The organism is Pseudomonas sp. GW821-FHT11D10, from assembly GCF_058808435.1.
On sequence record NZ_JBXARR010000001.1, the window covers coordinates 733,040 to 757,262 of the forward strand.

At 63.3% G+C, this 24,223-nt stretch carries 19 protein-coding genes and 2 pseudogenes; 15 read left to right on the forward strand and 6 right to left on the reverse strand.

Annotated elements, in window-relative coordinates; genetic code table 11:
* Positions 1–2: 2 nt before the first annotated feature.
* The 10 genes and pseudogenes from AC1RT4_RS03555 to AC1RT4_RS03600 all read left to right on the forward strand — a co-directional run.
* A complete protein-coding gene (locus tag AC1RT4_RS03555) occupies positions 3–890 on the forward strand; it encodes a Dyp-type peroxidase (protein ID WP_085710144.1) in 888 nt (295 codons plus the stop codon).
* Positions 891–899: 9 nt separating this feature from the next.
* Positions 900–1,868, forward strand: coding sequence for a Gfo/Idh/MocA family protein (locus AC1RT4_RS03560; RefSeq protein ID WP_493083569.1), 969 nt, complete (start codon positions 900–902; stop codon positions 1,866–1,868).
* 95 nt (positions 1,869–1,963) lie between these two features.
* Positions 1,964–2,710 carry a GntR family transcriptional regulator gene (locus tag AC1RT4_RS03565; RefSeq protein ID WP_085603142.1) on the forward strand — a complete coding sequence of 249 codons (747 nt, stop codon included), beginning with the start codon at positions 1,964–1,966 and terminating at the stop codon, positions 2,708–2,710.
* A gap of 2 nt (positions 2,711–2,712) precedes the next feature.
* A complete protein-coding gene (locus tag AC1RT4_RS03570) occupies positions 2,713–4,443 on the forward strand; it encodes a fumarate reductase/succinate dehydrogenase flavoprotein subunit (protein WP_493083571.1) in 1,731 nt (576 codons plus the stop codon).
* A gap of 25 nt (positions 4,444–4,468) precedes the next feature.
* Positions 4,469–4,714 carry a 4Fe-4S dicluster domain-containing protein gene (locus AC1RT4_RS03575; protein WP_007959413.1) on the forward strand — a complete coding sequence of 82 codons (246 nt, stop codon included), beginning with the start codon at positions 4,469–4,471 and terminating at the stop codon, positions 4,712–4,714.
* Between the two features lie 110 nt (positions 4,715–4,824).
* Positions 4,825–6,228, forward strand: a complete 1,404-nt coding sequence (locus AC1RT4_RS03580) for an ABC transporter substrate-binding protein (protein WP_493083573.1) — start codon at positions 4,825–4,827, stop codon at positions 6,226–6,228.
* Positions 6,229–6,484: 256 nt separating this feature from the next.
* Positions 6,485–7,267: an ABC transporter permease gene (locus tag AC1RT4_RS03585; protein ID WP_493083575.1), complete on the forward strand. Its 783-nt coding sequence runs from the start codon at positions 6,485–6,487 to the stop codon at positions 7,265–7,267.
* On the forward strand, positions 7,267–8,115 hold the full coding sequence (locus AC1RT4_RS03590) for an ABC transporter ATP-binding protein (protein ID WP_273901135.1): 849 nt from the start codon (positions 7,267–7,269) through the stop codon (positions 8,113–8,115). The genes AC1RT4_RS03585 and AC1RT4_RS03590 overlap by 1 nt, the downstream gene beginning before the upstream one ends.
* Positions 8,112–9,074, forward strand: coding sequence for a HEAT repeat domain-containing protein (locus AC1RT4_RS03595; protein ID WP_493083578.1), 963 nt, complete (start codon positions 8,112–8,114; stop codon positions 9,072–9,074). Before AC1RT4_RS03590 ends, AC1RT4_RS03595 begins: the two co-directional genes overlap by 4 nt.
* Positions 9,071–9,340, forward strand: a pseudogene (locus tag AC1RT4_RS03600) (DUF971 domain-containing protein); the annotation flags it as partial. The gene AC1RT4_RS03595 and the pseudogene AC1RT4_RS03600, both read left to right, overlap by 4 nt.
* A 7-nt stretch (positions 9,341–9,347) precedes the next feature.
* On the opposite strand, the gene AC1RT4_RS03605 reads toward AC1RT4_RS03600, so the two are convergent.
* From AC1RT4_RS03605 to AC1RT4_RS03615, 3 genes are all read right to left on the reverse strand, one after another.
* Positions 9,348–11,006: a phosphoethanolamine transferase gene (locus AC1RT4_RS03605; protein ID WP_493083580.1), complete on the reverse strand. Its 1,659-nt coding sequence runs from the start codon at positions 11,004–11,006 to the stop codon at positions 9,348–9,350.
* Between the two features lie 160 nt (positions 11,007–11,166).
* Entirely contained in the window at positions 11,167–11,904 is a 738-nt protein-coding gene (locus tag AC1RT4_RS03610) for a TorF family putative porin (RefSeq protein WP_493083582.1), read from the reverse strand.
* Between the two features lie 102 nt (positions 11,905–12,006).
* Positions 12,007–13,761 carry an amidohydrolase gene (locus AC1RT4_RS03615; RefSeq protein ID WP_493083584.1) on the reverse strand — a complete coding sequence of 585 codons (1,755 nt, stop codon included), beginning with the start codon at positions 13,759–13,761 and terminating at the stop codon, positions 12,007–12,009.
* A 103-nt stretch (positions 13,762–13,864) separates the two neighbouring features.
* Between AC1RT4_RS03615 and AC1RT4_RS03620 the strand changes: the two genes are divergently transcribed.
* The 5 genes from AC1RT4_RS03620 (at position 13,865) to AC1RT4_RS03640 (ending at position 20,680) form a co-directional block, all read left to right on the forward strand.
* Positions 13,865–14,782, forward strand: coding sequence for a LysR family transcriptional regulator (locus AC1RT4_RS03620; RefSeq protein WP_493083586.1), 918 nt, complete (start codon positions 13,865–13,867; stop codon positions 14,780–14,782).
* Between the two features lie 166 nt (positions 14,783–14,948).
* On the forward strand, positions 14,949–15,566 hold the full coding sequence (gene lexA, locus AC1RT4_RS03625) for a transcriptional repressor LexA (RefSeq protein WP_039768874.1): 618 nt from the start codon (positions 14,949–14,951) through the stop codon (positions 15,564–15,566).
* Positions 15,566–16,183 carry a translesion DNA synthesis-associated protein ImuA gene (gene imuA, locus AC1RT4_RS03630; protein ID WP_007959433.1) on the forward strand — a complete coding sequence of 206 codons (618 nt, stop codon included), beginning with the start codon at positions 15,566–15,568 and terminating at the stop codon, positions 16,181–16,183. Before lexA ends, imuA begins: the two co-directional genes overlap by 1 nt.
* 7 nt (positions 16,184–16,190) lie before the next feature.
* Positions 16,191–17,606, forward strand: a complete 1,416-nt coding sequence (locus tag AC1RT4_RS03635; protein WP_127798358.1) for a Y-family DNA polymerase — start codon at positions 16,191–16,193, stop codon at positions 17,604–17,606.
* Complete coding sequence (locus tag AC1RT4_RS03640; protein ID WP_493083589.1) at positions 17,582–20,680, forward strand: error-prone DNA polymerase; 3,099 nt, start codon at positions 17,582–17,584, stop codon at positions 20,678–20,680. Before AC1RT4_RS03635 ends, AC1RT4_RS03640 begins: the two co-directional genes overlap by 25 nt.
* On the opposite strand, the pseudogene AC1RT4_RS03645 reads toward AC1RT4_RS03640, so the two are convergent.
* From AC1RT4_RS03645 to AC1RT4_RS03655, 3 genes and pseudogenes are all read right to left on the reverse strand, one after another.
* Positions 20,681–21,341 (reverse strand): annotated as a pseudogene (locus AC1RT4_RS03645) (flavin reductase family protein).
* An 11-nt stretch (positions 21,342–21,352) separates the two neighbouring features.
* Positions 21,353–22,840 carry an amidohydrolase family protein gene (locus AC1RT4_RS03650; protein WP_493083591.1) on the reverse strand — a complete coding sequence of 496 codons (1,488 nt, stop codon included), beginning with the start codon at positions 22,838–22,840 and terminating at the stop codon, positions 21,353–21,355.
* The gene (locus AC1RT4_RS03655) at positions 22,837–24,033 is read right to left on the reverse strand and encodes an amidohydrolase family protein (protein ID WP_493083593.1); all 1,197 of its coding nucleotides are present in this window, start codon (positions 24,031–24,033) and stop codon (positions 22,837–22,839) included. The genes AC1RT4_RS03650 and AC1RT4_RS03655 overlap by 4 nt, the downstream gene beginning before the upstream one ends.
* Positions 24,034–24,223 lie beyond the last annotated feature (190 nt).

Genomic DNA, 24,223 nt, shown 5'->3' on the forward strand with positions numbered 1-24,223 from the left:
ACATGAGTTACTACCAGCCGGGCATCCTCGCCACCCCAGTTCCGCCGCAAGCACGTCATCTGTTTTTCGCCCTTGAGTCGGTTGAAGCGCTGCCGCAGGCGATCGACAACCTGCTGAACCTGGTGGACGGCAAGTCGGCGGTGGTCGGTTTCGGTGAATCCCTGGCCAAGGCCCTGAATGTGAACATCGACGGCCTGCGCAGCTTCCCGGCGCTGACTGGCGTTGGCGTAGAAAACCCTTCCACCCAGCACGCCCTGTGGGTCTGGCTGCACGGCGTCGACCGTGGCGATCTGCTCAACCGCAGCACTGCACTTGAGGCCGCACTGGCCCCGGCGCTGCGTCTGGTGCAGATGCAGGAAGCCTTCCGCCACAAGGACGGCCATGACCTCACCGGTTATGAAGACGGCACCGAAAACCCGCATGACGAAGCCGCCATCGCCGCCGCACTGCAAAGTGAAGGCGCTGACGGTCTGGTCGGTGGCAGCTTCGCCGCGATCCAGCAGTGGCAGCACGACCTCAAGGGTTTCCATGCGCTGTCCGCCGAAGACAAGGACAACATCATGGGCCGTCGCCTGAGCGACAACGAAGAGATCGACGACGCCCCGGTGTCCGCTCACGTCAAACGCACCGCCCAGGAAAGCTTCGCCCCGGAAGCCTTCGTCGTGCGCCGTTCGATGCCGTGGATCGAAGGCGACCGCGCCGGCCTGATGTTCCTGGCATTCGGTTTCTCCCTCGACGCCTTTGAAGCACAACTGCGCCGCATGAGCGGTCTGGAAGATGGCATCACCGACGGTCTGTACCGCATCAGCCGGCCGATCACCGGCGGCTACTACTGGTGCCCGCCGCTGCAAAACGGCCACCTCGATCTGCGCGCACTGCGCATCGGCTGAGGCACAAGCATGAACGTGGTGCGTTGGGGCATGATCGGTTGCGGCAGCGTCGCTGAACGCAAGAGCGGGCCGGCCTTCTACAAGGTGCCTGGCTCGGCGTTGGTGGCAGTCATGGGCCGCCGCCTCGAAGCCGTGACCGATTACGCCGCGCGCCACGGCATCGCCCGGACGTACACCGACGTCGATGCCCTGATCAACGACCCCGAGGTGGACGCGGTGTACATCGCCACGCCCCCCGACAGTCACCACGCCTACAGCCTGAAAGTCGCCGCCGCCGGCAAGCATTGCTGCGTGGAAAAACCCATGGCCCTCAACGCCGGGCAAAGCCGCGAAATGCAGCAAGTGTTCGCCGATGCCGGGCTGCACCTGTTCGTCTCCTATTACCGCCGTTCGCTGCCGCGTTTCCAGCAGGTTCGGCAATGGCTGGAGCAGGGGCGCATCGGCGAGGTGCGGCACCTGAGCTGGACGCTGACCAAGGCACCATCGCCCAAGGATCTGGACGGCAGCGCAAACTGGCGCACCGATCCGGCGGTGGCCGGTGGCGGGTATTTCGCGGATCTGGCCAGCCATGGGTTCGATCTGTTCCAGTACCTGCTCGGCGACATCGTCGAAGTCGCCGGCTTCACCGCGAGTCAGGCCGGGTTATACGCGGCGGAAGATGCGGTCAGCGCCAGTTGGCAATTCGCCTCGGGCGCGTTGGGCATGGGCTGCTGGAGCTTTGTTGCGGACCGCCGTGAGGATCGGGTCGAGATCATCGGCAGCCAAGGGCGGATCGGTTTTTCGGTGTTCGACGAGCATCCGGTCGAACTGCACGCCGATGAACACATCAGCCTGGAAATCCCCCATCACGAACACATTCAGTGGCACCACGTACTGGGCATGAACGCGCAGATTCGCGGTGAGTCCCGGCACCCGGCAATCGCCGCCGAAGCCCTCAAGACCGATTGGGTCATGGATCAGATCCTCAAGCGCCACTGAAGGCGCATCTAACCTTATGCCCAAACAATATTTCTCAAGCTTGTCATAACGTCTCTAAGATCACGTCATAACTCGTTATAACAAGTGATCCCGTGATGACCGATAACGTTCTCTCTCTTGGCAGCGTCCCGCTGCACACCCAACTGCGCGACGTGCTGCGCGCCCGGATTCTCGACGGCGAATACCCGCAAGACAGCCAGATGCCGTCCGAAAGCGAGCTCGGCACGCTGTTCAAGGTCAGCCGCATCACCGTGCGCCAGGCCCTGGGCGATCTGCAGAAAGAAGGGCTGATCTTCAAGATCCACGGCAAAGGCACCTTTGTCGCCAAACCCAAGACCTTTCAAAACGTCAGCACCCTGCAAGGCCTCGCCGAGTCCATGACCGGCCGTGGCTACGAGGTGATCAACCGCCTGCGCAGCTTCAAATTCATCGCCGCCGACAAACTGGTCGCCGAGCGTTTGCAGGTTGCCGAAGGCGAAATCGTCGCCCAGATCAAACGCGTACGGCTGATCAACCGCGAGCCGATTTCGCTGGAAATCACCTACCTGCCCAAAGCCGTCGGCGAACGGTTGGAGAAGGCTGATCTGGTCACCCGCGACATCTTCCTGATCCTCGAAAATGACTGCGGCATCGCCCTCGGCCACGCCGATCTGGCCATCGACGCGGTGCTGGCCGACAGCGACCTGACTCAGGCGCTGAACGTCGAGGCCGGCTCGCCGATCATGCGCATCGAGCGTCTGACTCACGACGCCAACGGCCAGCCGCTGGACTTCGAACACCTTTACTACCGTGGCGATGCGTTCCAGTACCGCCTGCGGATCGACCGGCAAAAAGGGGCCTGAACATGACCCGCAACACCCTCGAACAGGAATACGACATCGTCGTGATCGGCGGCGGCACCGCCGGCCCGATGGCCGCGATCAAGGCCAAGGAAAAGAACAAGGAACTGCGCGTGCTGCTGGTCGACAAGGCCAACGTCAAACGCAGCGGCGCGATCAGCATGGGCATGGACGGCCTGAACAACGCGATCATTCCCGGCCACTCGACGCCTGAGCAGTACACCAAGGAAATCACCATCGCCAACGACGGCATCGTCAATCAGGCGGCGGTATACGCCTATGCGACCCACAGCTTCGAAACCATCGAGCAACTCGACCGCTGGGGCGTGAAGTTCGAGAAGGACGAAACCGGCGATTACGCGGTGAAGAAAGTCCACCACATGGGCGCCTATGTGCTGCCGATGCCGGAAGGGCACGACATCAAGAAAGTCCTGTATCGCCAGCTGAAGCGCGCGCGAGTGAGCATCACCAACCGCCTGGTCTGCACCCGTTTGCTGACCGACGAGGAGGGCACTGTCAACGGCGTGATGGGATTTGACTGCCGCACCGCCGACTTCCATGTGATCAAGGCCAAGGCAGTGATTCTTGCCTGCGGCGCTGCCGGGCGACTCGGTCTGCCGTCTTCGGGTTACCTGATGGGCACCTACGAAAACCCGACCAACGCCGGCGACGGTTACGCCATGGCGTATCACGCCGGGGCCGAACTGGCGAACCTCGAGTGCTTCCAGATCAACCCGCTGATCAAGGATTACAACGGCCCGGCCTGCGCCTACGTCACCGGCCCGCTGGGTGGCTATACCGCCAACAACAAGGGCGAACGCTTCATCGAGTGCGACTACTGGAGCGGGCAGATGATGTGGGAGTTCCACCAGGAACTGGAGAGCGGCAACGGCCCGGTGTTCCTCAAACTCGATCACCTGGCCGAGGAAACCATCCAGAACATCGAGGAAATCCTCCACAGCAACGAGCGACCGAGTCGTGGCCAGTTCCACGCCAATCGCGGCACCGACTACCGCACGCAGATGGTCGAGATGCACATCTCGGAAATCGGTTTTTGCAGCGGCCATTCGGCGTCCGGCGTGTGGGTCAACGAGCGCGCCGAAACCTCGGTGAAGGGTTTGTACTCGGCCGGTGACATGGCCGCCGTGCCGCACAACTACATGCTCGGCGCGTTCACCTACGGCTGGTTCGCGGGCAACAACGCGGCGGAGTTTGTTGCCGGGCGCGAGTTCTCCGTGCTGGATGCCGAGCAGATCGAAAAGGAAAAGGCCCGGGTCTACGCACCGCTGGATCGCGAGCACGGTCTGCCGCCGGCTCAGGTCGAGTACAAGCTGCGGCGCTTCGTCAATGACTACCTGCAACCGCCGAAAGTGACCAAGAAGATGGAAATCGGCCTGCAACGCTTCAGCGACATCGAACGCGACCTCAACGAGATGAAGGCCAACAACGCCCACGAACTGATGCGCGCCATGGAAACCAGCGTGATTCGCGACTGCGCCGAAATGGCTGCCCGCGCCTCGTTGTTCCGCGCCGAAAGCCGCTGGGGCCTGTACCACTACCGCGTCGATCACCCGCAACGGGACGACCGCGAATGGTTCTGCCATTGCCACCTGAAGAGGGGGGAAGACGGGCGCATGACCAGTTTCAAGAAAGCCGTCGAGCCTTACATCATCCCGCTCGATGCCGAGGAAATGCAGGCTTACGACCGCCTTCGGGTCGGCGCTTTCGCCGCTTGATGCATCACTAGAGAGAGTCCGAACCATGGCCTACCAAGCCCAGGAAATCTTCTTCCGCTCCAATGCCCCCGTCACCGTGGACGAGGACAAATGCATCGCCGAAAAGGGCTGCACCGTGTGCGTTGACGTCTGCCCGATGGATCTGCTGGCGATCAACCCGGCCACGCAAAAGGCCTACATGGCGTTCGACGAATGCTGGTACTGCATGCCGTGCGAAAAGGACTGCCCGACCGGTGCGGTGAAAGTCGAAATCCCGTATCTGCTTCGCTAAAACGCTATCCGGCAACACCGGACGCCTGATTCAACACACCCCTCGTTTCCCACCGCGCCCTGATCGCGGCGGAGACGAACATCCTATAAATGATTCGAGGGGATTCAACCATGTTGCGTGCAGCAATCGCCGGTCTGGTACTGGCTTCGTTCACCCTGTCGGCCTCGGCCGAAACCATCCGCATTGCCATCGGCACTCAGGACACCACCATCAATTGCGCCGCCGGCGGTCTGTTGATTCGCGAGCTGGGCCTGCTCGACAAATACCTGCCTCACGACGGCACCTACAAGGACGCCAAGTACGACGTGCAGTGGAAGAACTTCACCAGCGGCGCACCGCTGACCAACGAGATGGTCGCGGGCAAACTCGACTTCGGCGCCATGGCCGATTTCCCCGGCGCGTTCAACGGTGTGGCGTTTGAAACCGCCGGCAAACACAGCCTGTTCATCAGCGTGCTGTCGGGCAGCATCAAGGGCAGCGGCAACGGCATCGTGGTGCCGAGCGCGTCGGGCGTGCAGTCGTTGAGCGAGCTCAAAGGCAAGACCATCTCCGTGCCGTTCGCGTCCACCGCCCACGGCATGTTGCTGCGCGCCGTGGCGGAGCAGGGCTGGGATCCGCTGAAGGATGTGAACATCATCGCCCAGCCGCCGGAGGTCGCAGGTTCCGCGTTGCAGGCCGGCAAGATCGACGCCCACGCCGACTTCGTGCCGTTCGCCGAACTGTTCCCGAGCCGTGGCTTCGCCCGCAAGATCTACGACGGCGCCCAGGCCAATGCGCCGACGTTCCACGGTGCGCTGGTGGATCAGGCCTACGCCAAGAAGTACCCGGAAATCGTCGTCGCCTACCTGCGCGCCAGCATCGAAGCCAATCAACTGCTGGCCGCCGAACCGGAGAAATACAGCGAGCTGATTGCCAAGGTCACCGGCGTCGATGCCGAGGTCAATTACCTGTTCCACGGCCCGCTCGGCGTGCAGACCCGCGACCTGAGCTGGAAGCCGGAATATCGCCAGGCCGTAGGTACCGCCATCGACACGTTGAAGCTGCTGAAGAAGGCCGATCGCGGGCTCGACCTGAACACCTTTATCGACGATCAGTACATCCGTGCGGCGTTCAAGGCTTCGAATCTGGATTACACCGCGCAACTGGCCAACTACGCGCAGACGCCGTTGAAGTCGGTCGATGCGGTGACCGGAAAGGCTATCTCGGATTTCAGCCATGTCGCAGAAATCTGGGTGCGCGGTGAAGACAAGGTCCGGCGGTATGCCTCGGCTGAAGAGGCGTTCACGGCGTTGGCCGGCCTGAAGTCGGAAGGCAAGAACATCCGGGCGGTGTATGCGCAGGCGAGTGACAGCGGGATCAAGTTGCTGGCGGAGCAGGCGTGGTTTGCCAGCGATGCGAAGGGGCGGTTGAGCGCGTTTTTGCTCAAGGGGCAGGCGCAGCAATTTGCTTCGGCGCAGGGCGGGAAAGTCCTCGACTTCACCGATGCCACGACCCAGGCCGTGGCCACCCGCTAACAGCAAGTCAAAAGCTCCCCCTCACCCTAGCCCTCTCCCGGAGGGAGAGGGGACTGACCGAGGTGTTTGCTGGAGCTACGCCGACCTGAAATATCGAGCCGAACTCAGGTTTGAAAATCATGAGTACCTGCTTGGTATCGAGCCGAACTCAGGTCTTGAAAGGCATGAAGATCGGCTCCCTTTCCCCCTCGCCCCCTTGGGGGAGAGGGCTGGGGTGAGGGGGTTCGATCTCAGCCATCACACGGAAATCCGCTCCATGAGAATCACAAAAAACCGCTGGATACCCAGAGCAACCTCCCTATTACTCTGCCTGCTCTTCTGGCAACTAGCCGCCAGCCACCACTGGAACCTCGGCCTCGTCACCTTCGCCAACGTCCCGACCCCGCTGGCCGTAATCGAAGCGGCTCTCGGTCTCGGCGACTCCGGCAAACTCATTCAGCACCTGACCGCCAGCCTCAGCCGGGTCTTCGCCGGCTACCTCGCCGCACTGATCATCGGTATCGCCCTGGGCCTGGCCATCGGCCGTTCAAAGTGGGCCGAAGACCTGCTGCTGCCACCGCTGGAGGTCCTGCGCCCAATCCCCGCCGTCGCCTGGATTCCACTGGCCATCCTGATGTTCCCATCCTCCGAACTGTCGATGGTCTTCATCACCTTCACCGGCGCGCTGTTCCCGATCCTGCTCAACACCGTGCACGGCGTCGAAGGCGTCGACCCGCGCCTGATCGCCTCGGCCAAAAGCCTCGGGGCCGGGCGCCGGGCGATCCTGCTGGAGGTGATCCTGCCGGGCGCCGCGCCGAGCATCATCACCGGGCTCGCCATCGGCATGGGCACGTCGTGGTTCTGTCTGGTGACCGCCGAAATGATCTCCGGCCAGTTTGGCATCGGTTACTACACCTGGGAGTCCTACACCATTCAGAACTACGCCGACATCGTCGTCGGCATGTTGCTGATCGGCGTGTTGGGCATGGGCAGCAGCCTGCTGATCAAACGCCTGGGCGGGCTGTTCACGCCCTGGCATCGACCACGAGGAAAAGCCTGATGAGCGTGATGCAAACCCCGGAAGGGCGGATCGATATCCGTCAGCTGTCCATCGTCCTCGGCGAAGGCCGGCAAGCGTTTGAAGCGGTGCAGGGGCTGGATTGCCAGATCGAGCCGGGCCAGTTCGTGTGCATTCTCGGCCCGTCCGGTTGCGGCAAATCGACCTTGCTCGGTGCGCTGGCCGGGCATCTGCAGCCCCATGGTGGGCAGTTGAAAGTCGATGGCGCCGAAGTGTCCGGCCCGTCACCGCAGCGCGGCATGGTGTTCCAGCACCACACATTGTTCCCGTGGCGCACGGTGCGCGACAACGTCGCTTTCGGCCTGAAAATGCGCGGCATCGGCAAGGCCGAGCGTCATCGTGCCGCCGACGACATCCTCAAACTGGTCGGCCTCGAAGGTTTCGCCGAACGCTGGCCCGATCAACTTTCCGGCGGCATGCAGCAACGGGTGGAAATCGCCCGGGTGCTGGTCAACCGGCCACGGCTGTTGCTGATGGACGAACCCTTCGGCGCACTGGATGCGCTGACCCGCCTGAACATGCAGGAACTGTTGCTGGACATCTGGACGCGGATTCGCACCACCGTGGTGTTCGTCACCCATGACATCGACGAAGCGCTGTTCCTCGCCGATCGCTTACTGGTGATGAGCGCACGGCCGGGGCGAATCATCGAAGACCTGCGCCTGGATTTCCCCCGGCCACGCACCACCGAACTGGTGACCAGCCACGAGTTTTCGCGCCTCAAGCGCCACTGCCTCGACCTGCTGCGTCACGACAACGACCGACCGCTGCCGCGCCTCAATCCGCTCGGTTTGCCTCCTGAAAACGCCTTGCCGAGATTTGCCCTGTGACCTCATTTTTTGCTGTGACCGATAACGACGACATTCTCGCCCTGCAACCGCGCCTGACCGCCGATGACGCCGGTGTGCGCAGGATTGCCCTGATCGATCTGGCCGACCTCGAAGAGCCGGACGGTCTGCTCTGGCTGGTCGAGCGTCTGGCCGAAGACCCGGCCGAAGAAGTGCGTGCCGAAGCGGCGCGCCTGTTGGAGGCCTGGGAAGACGAGCCGGTGGTTGAAGCGCTGTGCCAGGCTCTGACCGATCCGGCGCCGGCGGTGCAAGCCGCAGCGGCGCAGAGCCTGAGCCTGCTCAAGACCGAAGCGGCGGGCAGGGTGATTCTGCCGTGGACCGCCCATGCCGAAACCGGCGTGCGTATAGCCGCGTTCCGGGCCTTGCGTGAATTGCGTTTCCCCGGCGCTGCGCCGGCCGCGATTCAAGCGCTGAACGATGCCGATGCCAGCGTGCGCCGCGAAGCTGTAGGCGTGCTCGGCTGGCTCAAGCAACTCGACGCACTGCCGGCCTTGGCCCGCCTGGCGAGTGATGACCCGGACACCGAAGTACGCCGCGCCGCTACCGGCGCCCTGGGTTTGGCAAGTGACGCCGAAGTACTGCCGGCCTTGCGTCAGGCCTTGCAGGATCACGCCTGGCAAGTACGCGAAGAAGCCGCAACCACCCTCGGTAAGGTCGGCCACACCGACGCCGGGCCGGCGCTGATCGCAGCCTTGGCCGACGATTACTGGCAAGTACGCCTGCGCGCTACCCGCAGCCTTGGGCGCCTCAAGTACGTCGCTGCCCTCGACGGCCTGATCGACACCCTCGGCCATCGCATCAGCAACCTGCGCAAGGAAGCCGCGCTGGCCCTCGGCGAACTGAACGATCGCGGGGCGGTGGCGGCATTGCAGGCCGCGCAGGACGATGGCGACCCGGAAGTGCGCAAAGCCGTGCGGATTGCCTTGAGTCAGCTGCAATGAATCCGCTGTCGGTCGGCAATTCCGAAAGTGAGCAGAGGTTGCGGCTGAGCTGGCCGGATGGCCGCGAGCAGTTGCTCGACCATGCCGAACTGCGCCGCCAATGCCCGTGCTCGCAATGCCGGGCGTTTCGCCTGCGGGGCTCGCCGCCAATGGTTGACCCGCGTGTGCGGGTCATCGAATTGAACGCTCAGGGCTACGGCCTGCAACTGGTGTTCAGCGATGGCCATCAGCGCGGGATTTACCCGTGGGCCTATCTGTCGCAGCTTGAGGGGATCACTGTCCCGCCGTCATCGCCGGCCGACAGCCATGGAAAATATCCAGCCCCGGCTGATACAGCGACGTCCTGACCTCGAACAACCCGAGCACCGAATGGAACAGGTTGTCGTGGCTCAGATCCGGCTGGCTGCTTTTGCCTTGCAGGCAGCCACGGTCGATGCCGAGTTGCGAGAGGGTGTTGTTGCCGAACCACATCACCATCGGCACATGGGTCTGGGCTTCCGGCGCCAGCGCATAAGGCGCGGCGTGCAGGTACAGGCCGTTCTCGCCCAGCGATTCGCCATGGTCGGACACGTACAGCATCGACGTATCGAGGTGATCCTGATTGCGTTTGAGCAACTCGATCACCTTGGCGAGGAAATGGTCGGTGTAGAGGATCGTGTTGTCGTAGACGTTGACCAGTTCGTCACGGCTGCAACTGCCCAGCTGGTTGGTGTGGCAGATCGGTTTGAAGCGCTCCATGTCCTTGGGGTAGCGCTCGTAGTATTCCGGGCCATGGCTGCCGTCGGCGTGCAGAACGATGATCGCGTTGCCCTTGAGGCTGTCGATGTAGCCTTGCAGGTCGGCCAGCAGCGCTTCGTCGAGGCAGTTGTTGCCGTCGCAAAACGGCCCCGGCTGGTTCTTCGCGATGTCGCGGTTCGGCACGCGCAGGCAGGTGCCTTTGCAGTCACTGTTGTTGTCCAGCCACAGCACCTGCACGCCGGCCCGTTGCAGGATGTCCAGCAAACCTTCGTAGGTTTTGCCTTTCTTGTCGCTGTAGTCCTCGCGCGGGAACATCGAGAACATGCACGGCACCGACACCGCCGTCGAAGTGCCGCAGGAATGCACCTGGGTGAAGTTGAGGATGTCGAGTTTGCTCAGTTCGGGGTTGGTCTCGCGCTCGTAACCGTTGAGCGAGAAGTGGTCGGCCCGGGCGGTTTCGCCGACCACGAACACCATCAGCGATTTCTTCTCGCGACCGGCTGCCTTGGCGCTCATCACCGCGTCTTCGCCGATGGCCTGCACCACGAAATGCTTTTTGATCCCCAGCCGCTGCTTGGTGTATTTGCTGATCGCGTAGATGTAGTTGGTCGGGTTGATGAAGTGGGTGAGTTTGTCTTCCTCGCGAAAGATCGGCGCGTAGGTCGAATAGAACGCGCCCACCGAAGCGCCGATCACCAGCACGCAAGCCACGATCACCAGCACCTTGTTCAGCAAACCCCGAAAGAACGGCCGATAAACCACCGGCCAGCGCCAGATCAGCACGGCCGGCAACACGCCGAGCAACAGCACGTAAGCCAGCAGTTTGCCGCTGAACAGCGCCGTGGCTTCCCCGGGATTGGTTTCGAACACGTTCTGGATCATCACCGTGTCGATGGTGATTCCGTATTCGTTCATGAAATACGCCGCGCAGGCCGAGAGCAGGGCCACCAGCGTCAGCGCCGGTTTCAGCGTCCAGCGAAACGAGATCAGCGTCAGCAGCAGCGTGATCGCCGCCCAGAGAAACAGTCCGAAGGAGGCGAAAAACGCCAGTTTGTGCGCGCCTTGCAAGGTAATCAGCGTTCCCAGCGCCTTCCAGGTCGCCAGGTTGTACAGCGCCACCAGTGCCAGGGAAAACAGCAGCACCAAGCGGGTCGGAGTGATGGACGGTAAACGCAGTCCTTTGCCCAAAGCCATTTCGATACTTTCCTCTACGTCAGTCGAAAACCCATACGGTTGCGCGCGTAACTGTAGAAGAACATTGGTAAAAATTCCGTAAACATCCGGTAACAAAATCACGGCAAGTGCAAAAAAGTGGGCGCCAGCAGGCCGGCTCCCACGGGAGATTTGCGGCGGATCAGAAGGATTTGCTGACGCTGGCGACGACCGTCGCCGTGCACACGTCCTTGAAGCCCCAACTGCTCAGGCACTGGCTCTGCGAGAGGTCGGTGTCGATGTAGCTCAGGCCCAGCACCACGCCGGCCAGGTTGTGGGTCAGTTTGACTTCCCACTCCCGGTAGGACTCCTCGCTGTGACCGGACGCCGAATACATGTGCGGGTCCTTGAAGTCCATGTTGCCGTAGCGCAGCTTCAGCCCGGAATCCAACGGCAATTCGGTTTCATAGCCGATGTAGCTGTAGAGCGAACTCTGTTTGCTATCGATGCCCGGCGCGTCACTGGAGTAATAGGCCGCGAGTTTCACGCCGTAAGCGCTGAGTATCGAGTACACCTCGTTTTGGTTGAACTGGCTCTCCTTGGGATACGCGTATTTGATGTAGCCCAGATCCAGGCTCACGGCCTCGGTCGCCTGCCACAGCCAGCCGGCGTAGTAATCGACCTCCTGACGGGTTTTCAGGCCTCCGCCGAAATCGACGTTCGAACTCCACGCGCCGAGGTACAGGCCGCTGCGGTGGGCCAGGGTCAGACCAGCCTGTACGGCCGGGTCGTTCTGGGTCTGGGAGATACCGCGGGTGCGGTAGTCGCTGGCCAGGGTCAGGTCGACCAGCACCGCGAAATCATCGTTCAAGGGGATTGCGTGGCTGCTCAAGGGCAGCAGGCTCAAGGAAGTGAGGGCGAACAGGGGCAAGGCTTTCATGTGAAGTCCCGTTGTTGTGGTTGTTATGGGCAGGAAGCGGGCAAGGCTGCGCCGGACCCCGGCGGCTGGCGCGGGGTCGGGCAGGGGATACGGCGATTGTTATTAGAGGGTAGGGGCGTAGACCTGACGGCCGGCGAACCAGGTTTGCAGCACCTGGGTGTCATGCAGGGCTTTGTCGTCGACGCTGAACACGTCGCGATCGAGCACGATGAAATCGGCCTGTTTGCCGGGGCTCAGCGAGCCGATCTGCTTTTCCAGGCCGATGGTCCGCGCGGCATTGGCGGTGTAGGCGTAGAACATGGTTTCGCGGTCCAGGCGTTCGTCGGCGTTGAGCACGCCCAGCGGCCCGGTGCGGGTGATGGCCTGGGCCATTGCATTCCACGGGTTCGGCGAGGACACCGGCCAGTCGCTCGCGCCGGCAATCGTTGCGCCCTGCTTGAGCAGCGAATGCGCCGGGTATTGATAGCGAAAGGCGAGGGCGCTGACGTAAGGCTTGATCATGTCGGTGGTGTAGTCGTCGGCGCTGGCCCACAGCAGTTGCATCGAGGCAATCACGTTCAGCGGCTTGAAGCGGGCGAACTCCTTCGGGTTGACCATTTGCAGGTGGGTGATCGAGTGCGTTACGCCGCTCTGCCGGTCCTTGCGCGCCTGGGCGATGCCGTTCAGGGATTCGCGCACCGCGCGGTCGCCGATGGCGTGGATGTGCACCAGCCAGCCGCGCTGGTCGATGGCGCTGACCAGTTCGCCGAAGTGCTGCGGATCGATCAGCAGTTCGCCCTGTTTGTGCGAGTTGCTGTAGGGATCGATCATCGCCGCGCTCTGGGCCGGGTATTCGATCACGCCGTCGGCGAAGATCTTGATCCCCGGCAGCGTCAGGTTGGGGATGCCCTGAAATTGCTGGCGCACTTTGTCGAGGGTATCGAGGTCGGCCGGGACGCTTTTCGGGTTGGCCACCAGCAGCGCGGCGACGTGGGCGGTCATGCCACCGCTTTCCGACAGGGCCTTGTAGGCCGGCAATACTCCGACGGTTTTCTCGGTGGGCTTGAGGGCGAACACCGGCTCGCCCGGCGCGGCGTTGGCGGCGGGGTCCATCCACGCGGTGATGCCGAGGCTGTTGTTGAAACGCACCGCCGATTGCGCAGCCTTGAGCATGTCGGCCGGGCTCGGCACTGGCATTTTCGAGGCGACCCGATCCCAGCCGGCGTCGACCACAAAGCCGTTCGGTTCACCGCTGGCCAGTTTGCCGATGGTGTCTTTTTCCGCATCCGGCAGGGTTTTCAGCAGCGCGGCGTCGATGCCCGCACGCTTGAGCATCACGTTGTTGGCCCACGCCGTGTGGTGATCGCTGCCGGTGAACACCACCGGCACGTCGGCCCATTCGCCGTGGTTGAAGATTTTGCCCAGCGCTTCAGCCTTGGCCCAATACGCCGAACTCATGCCGGCCACGCTCAATACGTCGCCATGCCGGGCCTTGCCGTCGTCACGCAAGCCGCGCAGGCGTTTTTCTAGTTCATCCAGGCCGACCACGTCGTCTTCCATGTTCGCCGAGACCATTTCCAGCCCGCCGAAAATCGCGTGGGAATGGCTGTCGATCAGGCCGGGCATCAGCGCCTGGCCTTTCAGGTCGATCACCTGGGTGCCGGGTTCGATCAAGGCCTTGATCTGCGCATCGCTGCCAACTTTCAGCACCTTGCCGTTCTCCACGGCCAGCGCCTGAACCTTCGGTTGAGCGCGGTCGGCGGTGAAAATCTTGCCATTGAGCAGCACCAGATCGGTGGCGGCCATGGCTTCCATCGAGGCAAAACTCACAGCGGCGATCAGCACATTTTTTGTGAAATGCGGGATGAATCTTTTCATTGAACATTTCCTTGTTATTGCGTCTGATGGCCAGATTAGTGGCTGCCAACGCCCGACTGAACGCCTCCCTCACGAAAAACGTTTTTGCCTGAACGGAAAAAGCATGGACAAGCTGGGTGCACTGAAAATGTTCGTGGTCACCGCGCAGCTCGGCAGTTTCAGCCGCGCTGCCGAGCAACTGGGCAAGACTCCGTCGGCCTTGACCAAAGCGGTCAATCATCTGGAATCCGAACTCGGCGCGCGGTTGTTCGAACGCAGCACGCGGCGGATTCTGCTGACCGAAATCGGCCGGCTGTATCTGGAAACCGCACGGCAGGTGCTGCAACGGCTGGACGAGGCCAGCGAGGAAATCGAGCAGTTGCAGTACGGTTTGCGCGGCAGCCTGAAAATCACCGCACCGCTGGCCTACGGGCGGGCGTTTCTCGATCAGGTGTGTGACGGCTTTTTGCAGCAATACCCGCAGATCAGCCTGCAAGTGGATTTGTGCGACGAATTCGTCAATCTGCTGGAAAGCGGCTACGACCTGGCGTTGCGCGAGGGCCATGACGACTTGCCGGGGTTGATCGCGCGGGTGGTCGGCAGCAATCGGCTGGCACTGTGCGGCAGCCCCGAATACTTGGCGCGCAAGGGCTTGCCGGTGACGCCGCAAACCCTCGATCAGCATGAATGGCTGCTGTACCGGCATCCGTTGCTCAACCGCGAATTCTGGTGGGCCGAGCGCGACGGCCAGCGCCTGAGCCTGGCGCAACCGGCGGCGCCGCTGTTGCGCAGTGACAATTACGATTTGCTGCTGGCCAGCGCTTTGGCCGGACGCGGCTTGCTGCACACGCCGCTGTGGAGCGCCGCGCCGTACATCGCCGACGGGCGACTGGTGCGGGTCATGGCTGATTACGACATCGACCCGGACAGCTTCGGGCCACATATTCTGGCGGTATACCCGAGCCATCGGCGGGCGACGGCCAAGGTTGTGGCGTTTATCGACTACATCGCAGGCTTTCTCGCCGAACGCGGTTTGAACTGACGGAGAGATCGTTCCCACGCTCCGCGTGGGAATGCAGCCCGTGACGCTCCGCGTCACTGGACGCGGAGCGTCCCTAGAGGCATTCCCACGCAGGAGCGTGGGAACGATCATCAGTGGATTCGAGCTGACTGGCGGTGCTTGTCAGGAAATTCCCACAGGAGTACAAATGTACTCCATGACGACCCTGACTCCCCGCCGTACCGCCATCCTGACCTTTATCCGCGAACGCATCGCCGAACACGGTCAGCCCCCAAGCCTCGCTGAAATCAGCGAGGCTTTTGGTTTTGCCTCCCGCAGCGTGGCGCGCAAGCATGTGCTGGCGCTCACCGAAGCCGGGTTTATCGAGGTCAATCCGCATCAGGCCCGGGGCATTCGCCTGCTCGGGCAGCCGGCGCGGCCGGAACTGCTTGAAGTGCCCGTACTCGGCCGGGTGGCCGCCGGTGCGCCCATCGGCGCCGATGCCGACCTGCACAATCGGCTGATGCTCGATCCCGCGCTGTTCTCCCGCACGCCCGACTACATGCTGCGAGTGCAGGGCGATTCGATGATCGAGGACGGCATTCTCGACGGCGATCTGGTCGGCGTGCGGCGCAACCCCGAGGCGCTCAACGGCCAGATCGTGGTGGCGCGACTCGACGGCGAGGTCACCATCAAACGCTTCGAGCGGATCGGCGATGAGGTTCGCCTGTTGCCGCGCAACCCGGCGTATCAACCGATTGTGGTGCGGGCCGATCAGGACCTGGCCATCGAAGGGGTGTTCTGCGGTCTGGTGAGGCAAGGCTGATGGGTGCCGTCGTTGCGCTGGATACGCTGTTCAATGGTGGCCAGGTCTGGAAGGGCCGGCCTGCGCCACCCGCCGCCAGCCCGCAACCCACCGGGCACGCTGCGCTGGACGCTGCCTTGCCCAGTGGCGGCTGGCCGGAGGCGGCGCTGAGCGAAATACTCCTGGCCGGGCCCGGTGTCGGCGAATTGCAACTGGTGTGGCCGACGTTGGCGCGGCTGTCGGCGGCAGGCGAGCGCATCGTGCTGGTGGCGCCGCCGTTTGTGCCGTACCCGCAGGCGTGGGCCAATGCCGGGGTCGATCTGCGTCAGTTGTCGGTGATCCAGGCCAGCGAACGCGATGCGTTGTGGGCGGCGGAGCAATGCCTGCGCTCGGGCAGTTGCGGCGCGGTGCTGTGCTGGCCGCACAAGGCTGATGACCGCGCCTTGCGCCGTTTGCAGGTGGCGGCGGAAACCGGCCAGACCCTGGCGTTCGCGTGGCGACCGTTGAGTGAAGCGGTCAACCCGTCGCCCGCCGCTCTGCGCATTGCCATCGATGCCCGCCCGGCGCAGTTGCGCGTGCTCAAGTGCCGGGGTGGTCTGGCGCGCAGCGCACCGATTGCCTTCGCCGTGGGGCATTGAGGTCGCCATGCGCTGGGTTTGTATTCTGTTCCCGCAATTGGCCCTCGACGCCGTGCTGCGTCAACGCCCCGATCCCGAGCAACCGCTGGCGCTGCTCAGCGGCCCGGCCCAGCGCCGGGTGCTGCAAGCGGTCAATCCGGCGGCGCGGGCATTGGGCTTGCGTCCGGGGCAGTCGATGACCGCCGCGCAGGCCATGAGCAAAGGGTTCGCCACCGTCGATTACGATTCGGCCGAGGTCGAGCACTGGCAGCAGTTTCTTGCCGCCTGGGCCTATCGTTTCAGCGCCCAGGTCAGCGTGCATTACCCGCGCACGGTGGTATTCGAGATCGAGTCGAGCCTCGGACTGTTCGGTTCCTGGGCGCAGTTCGAAGCACGGTTGCGCACGGAACTGACGGAGCTGGGCTTTCGGCACCGCATCGTCGCCGCGCCCAATCCGGTGGCGGCGCGAGTACTGGCCAACGCCTACGACGGATTGGTGGTGCCCGACGGTGAAGCCCTGCGCCATCACCTCGGGCAATTGCCGGTCGACCGCATCGGGCTTGAGCCGAGCGTGGCCACGGCGCTGTCGCGCATGGGCCTGCGTAACCTCCATCAGGTGCAGAACCTGCCACGCCAGGCCCTGGCCCGGCGTTTCGAGGCGCCGATGCTCAAACACCTGGACACGCTGTTCGGCGCACGGCCGCTGGCGCTGGCGTTCTACCTGCCGCCGGATCGTTTCGACGTGCGCATCGAACTCAATTTCGACGTGCAGTCCCATCAGGCGCTGCTGTTCCCCTTGCGCCGCCTGACGTCCGATCTGGCGGCGTTTTTGTGCGGGCGCGACAGCGGCGTGCAGCGCTTCGATCTGCATCTGGAACATGCGGGGCTGCCGGACACGCTGATCAAGGTCGGCCTGCTCAGCGCCGAGCGCGATCCGGCGATGCTCTTTGAACTGGCCCGTGGCCGACTGGAGCAGGTGCAGGTCGAAGCCCCGGTACGCGGCTTTCGTCTGCGCGCCGAGGATCTGCCGAGTTTCGTGCCGCAGTTTCAGGAACTGTTCGACGACCGCCCGCAACAGACCTTGCCCTGGGAGCAACTGCGCGAACGCTTGCGTGCGCGGCTGGGGGATGAAGCGGTGCAGGGCCTGCGCTTCCAGGCTGATCATCGACCGGAGTGCGCGTGGCAGAACGCCGATGACAAGCAGCGTTGCGCTGCGTTGCCGGGCGTGCAACGTCCGGGCTGGTTGTTGGGCGAGCCGCAGTCCGTGCCCGAAGGTTCGGCGCGGATCCTCATGGGCCCGGAACGCATCGAGTCCGGTTGGTGGGACGGTGACGACGTGCGCCGCGACTATTACCTGATCCAGAACCGCGCCGGCCAGCAAGGCTGGGCGTACCGGGCAGTGGGTGAGGGCGGTCCGTTGTGGCTGCAGGGCTGGTTCGCATGAACCAGGGTTATGCCGAGCTGCACTGCCTGTCGAATTTCAGTTTCCAGCGCGGTGCGTCCAGTGCACTGGAACTATTCCAGCGGGCGAAAAAGCACGGCTATCAGGCGCTGGCGATCACCGATGAATGCACCCTGGCCGGGATCGTTCGTGCCTGGCAGGCAGCCAAATCCGTGGAGCTGCCGCTGATTATTGGCAGCGAAATCCGCATCGAGAACGGCCCGAAACTGGTGTTGCTGGTGGAGAACATCGAGGGTTATCAGGCCCTGTGCGGCTTGATCACCCAGGCTCGGCGGCGCACCCAGAAAGGCCAGTATCAAATACTGCGCGAGGATTTCAGCGAACCGTTGCCGGGATTGCTGGTGCTGTGGGTGCCGGATGCGGTCGATGAGGTGGAAGAGGGCCGTTGGCTGAAACAGACCTTCGGTGAACGGCTGTGGCTGGCGGTGCAGTTGCATCGCGGGCAGAACGATCAGCAGCGGCTGGCTGCACTGCTGAGTCTGGCGGATGAACTGCAGATTCCAGCCGTGGCCAGCGGTGATGTGCACATGCACGCCCGTGGACGCCGGGCCTTGCAGGACACCATGACTGCGATCCGTCATCACGTGCCGGTGGCCGAAGCCGGGTTGCGCCTGCACCCCAATGGCGAGCGGCATTTACGCAGCCTCGATGTGCTGCAAGAACTGTATCCGCAGGCCTTGCTGGACGAATCGGTGAAACTGGCTCGCCGCTGCACTTTCGATCTGGGCGAGTTGCGTTATCAATATCCGAAAGAATTGGTGCCCGAGGAACACAGCGCCAGTTCCTGGCTGCGCCACCTGACAGAGCAAGGCATCGCTTGGCGCTGGCCGCAAGGCGCACAGCCCAAGGTGCTCAAGCAGATCGACGATGAACTGGAGCTGATCGCCGAACTCGGCTACGAAAGCTACTTCCTCACCGTGCACGACGTGGTGCGCTTCGCCCGGGAGCAGAAAATCCTTTGTCAGGGCCGGGGTTCGGCGGCCAACTCGGCGGTGTGTTTTGCCTTGGGCATCACCGAGATCGACCCGGACCGCACCACGCTGCTGTTCGAGCGTTTCATGTCGAGGGAGCGCAACGAACCGCCGGACATCGACGTGGATTTCGAGCACGAACGCCGCGAAGAAGTCCTGCAATACGTGTTTCGTCGTTATGGCCGCCGTCGTGCGGCGCTGACGGCGGTGGTCAGCACCTACCACGCTTCCGGTGCGATCCGCGATGTGGCCAAGGCGCTGGGGCTGCCGCCGGACCAGATCAATGCGCTGGCCGACTGCTGCGGTCACTGGAGCGATGAAACCCCGCCCGTGGAGCGCCTGCGCGAAGGCGGTTTCGACCCCGAAAGTCCGCTGCTGCACCGGGTGTTGAGCCTGACCGGGCAATTGATCGGCTTCCCCCGACACCTGTCGCAGCACCCCGGTGGTTTCGTGATTTCCGAGCAACCGCTGGACACGCTGGTGCCGGTGGAGAACGCCGCCATGGCTGATCGCACGATCATCCAGTGGGACAAGGACGATCTCGACGCGGTCGGGCTGCTCAAGGTGGATATCCTCGCCCTCGGCATGCTCAGCGCGATCCGCCGCTGTTTCGACCTGCTGCGCCGTCATCGCAATCAAAAACTGAGCCTGGCCACCATCCCGGCTGACGATCGCCCGACCTACGACATGATCAGCCGCGCCGACACCATCGGCGTGTTCCAGATCGAGTCCCGGGCGCAGATGTCGATGCTGCCGCGCCTGCGCCCGCAAACCTTCTACGATCTGGTGATCGAAGTGGCCATCGTCCGGCCGGGGCCGATCCAGGGCGGGATGGTCCATCCGTATCTGCGCCGGCGGAACAAGGAAGAAGAGGAAACCTATCCGTCACCGGAACTGGAAGTGGTGCTCAAACGCACCCTCGGCGTGCCACTGTTTCAGGAACAGGTGATGCAGATCGCGATTGTCGCCGCCGACTACAGCCCCGGCGAGGCCGACCAGTTGCGTCGCTCCATGGCCGCGTGGAAACGCCACGGCGGGCTGGAGCCGCACAAGGACCGGCTGGCCGCCGGCATGAAGAAAAACGGCTACAGCCCGGAATTCGCCGCGCAGATATTCGAGCAGATCAAGGGCTTCGGCAGTTACGGATTCCCCGAGTCCCACGCCGCCAGTTTTGCCTTGCTGACCTATGCCAGTTGCTGGCTCAAGTGCCACGAACCGGCGGCGTTCGCCTGCGCGCTGATCAACAGTTGGCCGATGGGTTTCTACAGCCCGGATCAGATTCTTCAGGATGCGCGCCGGCATCATTTGCAGATCCGCCCGGTGGACGTGCGCGCCAGTGACTGGGATTGCAGCCTGGAGCCGATTGCCGGCGAGCAACCGGCGATCCGCATGGGTCTGCGGATGATCAAGGGTTTTCGCGAGGAGGATGCCCGCAGCATTGAAAACGCTCGGGCGAGGGGGGCATTTGCCGATGTCGCCGATCTGGGCGAACGGGCCGGGCTCGACAGTCGCGCCCAGGCGCTGCTGGCGGACTCGGGAGCGCTGCGAGGCCTGGCCGGTCACCGCCATCGGGCGCGCTGGGAAGTGGCCGGGGTGCAGAAACAGCTCGGGTTGTTTGCCGGGTTGCCGAATCAGGAAGAGCCGGATGTGCTGCTGCCGACGCCGAGCGTCAGCGAAGACCTGTTCACCGACTACGCCACCCTCGGCACCACGCTGGGGCCGCACCCATTGACGTTGTTGCGCGACGAGTTGCGGGCCCGGCGCTGTCGCAGCTCCCGGGAGTTGCTGGAGGTCGAGCATGGCCGGCCGGTGAGCGTGGCGGGGCTGGTGACCGGGCGCCAGCGGCCGGGCACTGCCAGTGGCGTGACGTTCGTGACGCTGGAGGACGAGTTCGGCAACGTCAACGTGGTGGTCTGGCGCGATCTGGCCGAGCGTCAGCGCCAGGTGCTGGTGGGCTCGCAACTGCTCAAGGTCGATGGCCGCTGGGAGCGGGAAGGCGAGGTTCGGCACCTGATTGCCGGACGCCTGAGCGATCTGACTCCGCTGCTCAACGGCATCCGCGTACAAAGCCGCGACTTCCACTGATCAGCGCTGTGGCCAGAACCGCTCGCCACCCCCCGGTGCTTCCGTCCACGCCTGCAACGTGCGGGTCGGTAAATCGAAATAATCCCGGGTCCGTGCATAACCATGCCCGCCCATGCGCCCGATCGCATCCAGCCCCAACTGATCGATGTACAGGGTTTTCGGATCGATCAACTCGTTGCGCACATGCGCCATCAAACACCTCGCCAAAAATGATCTCCCGCGACTGACCGATGTTCAGCGCCATCATCCGCCGACATTCCAGCGCCACCGGTGCTTCGCCGATTCGCGGGCATTTGACCGAGGTGCCGGGGATCGCCGTCAGGCCCGCTGCGGTCAGCTCATCGAAACCCGGCGCGAATGGCACGGCGCAGACGTTCATGGCTTCCACCAATGCATCGCTGACAATGTTGACGGTGAATTCCTGGTTCATCTGGATATTGCGCGTGGTGTCCTTCGGGCTCTGGTCGCCGTAGTTCTCCACGCCGAGCGCGAGAATGGGCGGGTCCGCCGACAGCGCATTGAAGAAGCTGAACGGCGCGGCATTGACCCGGCCTTCGGCATCGATGGTGGTGACCAGTGCAATCGGACGTGGCACCACGCTGCCGATCAGAATCTTGTATTTTTCCCGTGGGCTCAGTTGGCTGAAATCGAAGCTGTGCATGGCAGTGTTCTCTAAAGAAGTGGATCGATGGCGCTCAACGGCGCTTCGGCGCTGTAGTCGTCGGCGAACGGAATGGCCGGCTGGAACAGGGTTTTCCAGTCCGGTCGGCCAAAGGCCCGGTCGCTGTGGCTGCGCATCAGTTTTTCGTATTGGCGCTGGGCCTGGCGTTGCAGAGTGGGGTAGTCGACGCCGTTGACCTGACCGTCGTGCATCACGCAGCGACCGTCGATGAAACTGGCGATGCAGTCGTCGCCGCGTCCGGCCAGCAGCAGGTTTTTCAGTGGATCGAACAGCGGGCCCAGGTGCAGGCCGCGCAGGCTGAACACGGTGATATCCGCTTTGGCGCCGGGTGCCAGGCGACCTAGATCGTCACGGCCCAACGCCTTGGCGCCGCCGAGGGTGGCGGCGTTGTACAGATCGAGGCTGCTGGTCAGTGCCGAGCCGCCCTCCATCAAGCGGGCGATGTTCAAACCGTGGCGCATGTTGGCCAGCAAGTCCGCCGGCCAGGTGTCGGTGCCGAGGGCGAAGTTGATGCCCTTGGCGCGGTAGCGGCCAAACGAATTCAGCGCCTCGCCGTCACGGGCGAACACCAGCGGGCAGTGCACCAGACTCGCGCCGCCGTCGATGACCCGTTGCAGATCGTCATCGCCCGAGGTGTAGATGCCGTGGGGCAACAGGCTGCGCGGGTTGAGCAAATCCAGCTGCTGCAACCAGCCCAGCGGCGTGGTGCCGCGCAACTGTTCGACCATCGCCACTTCACTCAGCGCCTGACAGCAATGCAGACGCATCGGCGCGTTCAGCTCGCGGCTCAATGCGGAGGTGCGTTGCAGCAGCGCCGGGGTGCAGGTCTGGATGCGATCCGGCAGCAGCGCACCACGAATCAACCCCGCATGAGCACCATCGAAATCCTTGAAAAACCGTTCGGCCGCGTCCAGTCCGGCCAGCCCCCGAGCCTCATCCCAGTGATGGGCCAGAGTGCCGTCGGCGCGCCAGTAACTCATGCCGCTCATGTAGCAGGGGCCGAGATAGGTGCGCAGCCCCAGTTCGCCCGCCACGTCGGCGACAGCGGCGAACTCGTCGTAGGTCTCCGCCCATTCGCGGTAGTACATCGAGGTGATCGGCATCGCCGTGGTAATGCCATTGCGGATCAACTGGGTGAAGGCGTAGCGGTATTTGAAGACTTCTTCTTCGGGGCTGAACGACTCACGCGGGCCGGCCGCCAGATATTCTGCCGACCACATCCGGCCCATGGCGCGCTCGTCGCCGTTGTCCAGCGTCAGTACCGTGGAATCGAGATCGCCGAGGGCGTCGAGATCGATGAAACCGGGTCCGATCAGCGCATTGCCGTAGTCGATCCACTGGTCCACCGGCCCTTGGTAACCGCGCCCGACAAACTCGATGCGCGAACCGGCGAACACCACTTCGCCGTCACGCCACAGCACATGCCGCGTGCCGTCGAAACCGACCACGCAACCGGCCTTCAGGCCGATCCGTTTCACAGACGGCTGCCCAGCAAGCGACCGCCGCTGGCGATCAGTTCGCCGCCGCGATAGACCTGACGCACCGGCCGCGCGACTACCGCTTCTCCAAGGGTTTCAACCGGCATCAGCAGAAAGTCCGCCGGCCGGCCGATTCCAAAACCATACTCTTCAACACCCAATGCGCGGGCACCGTTCACAGTCGCCGCGTCGAACGCCGCCGCCAGTTCATCGTCCTTGCCCAGGTCGAAACGGAACGCCAGCAACATCGCCCGTTCCAGCATGTCGCCGTTACCCATCGGCGACCACGCATCACGAATGCCGTCGGAGCCCAGACAAACGTTGACCCCGGTCTCACGCAGCGCCAGAAACGGCGGCACCGCGCAATCGGCCGGCGCCGAACTCATCAGCGAAATCCCCAGCGCAGCGAGGCGTTCGGCGACCGGTTTGACCTGGCTCCACGGCAGCATGCCGAGGCAATAGGCGTGGCTGATCATCACCCGGTTCTGCAGGTTGAAACGCTCGGTGTAATCGGCGATCCGGGCGACCTGCCACAGGCCCAGTTCACCCTTGTCGTGCAGATGAATGTCGACGCCGCGCTGGAACTCGCTGGCCAGTTTGAACACGAAATCCAGTTGCGCGATCGGGTCGTTGTCGATGCCGCACGGGTCGAGCCCGCCGACATTCTCCACGCCCAGCGCCATGGCTTCGCGCATCAGTTCGGCGGTGCCGGGGCGGCTGATCAGCCCGGTTTGCGGGAACACCACCAGTTGCAGGTCGATCAGGTCGTTGTAGGTTTCGCGCAGTTGCTGCATGGCTTCGACGTGACGCAGGCCGAATTCCGGGTCGATGTCGACGTGGCAACGCATCGTCAGCGAACCCCGGGCGATGCAGTTTTCCAGCAACGCACCGGCGCGTTCGGCGATCGGCGCTTTCACTTCACGCAGGACGCGGCGCTCGTTGCTGATGTAGTCCTTGAGTGTCGGGCCGGCGCTGTTCGGGCGCCAGGGCTGGCCGTAGAGGGTCTTGTCGAGGTGGACGTGGCTTTCCACCAGCGGGGCGGTCAGGAGCTGGTTCTGGCCGTCGATGTCGGTGGCGGCCAGCGGGGTGTTCGAGGCCGGGCGGCGTTGGGTGAACTTGCCGTTTTCGATCAGCAGGTCTTCGGCGGGGGCGCCGTAGGGGCGGATGTTTCTGAGCCAGCGGGGGGCAGTCATTGGAACCTCGTTTGTTCTTTGGATTTTTTCCCCTCACCCTAGCCCTCTCCCGGAGGGAGAGGGGACCGACCGAGTCGTCTCAGGTAATACGCCGACCTGAGAGACCGAGTCGATTATGGATTCAGAGCAAAACGTTCAGGTCGGTGTATTTCTTGAATATTCCCCAATCGGTTCCCTCTCCCTTTGGGAG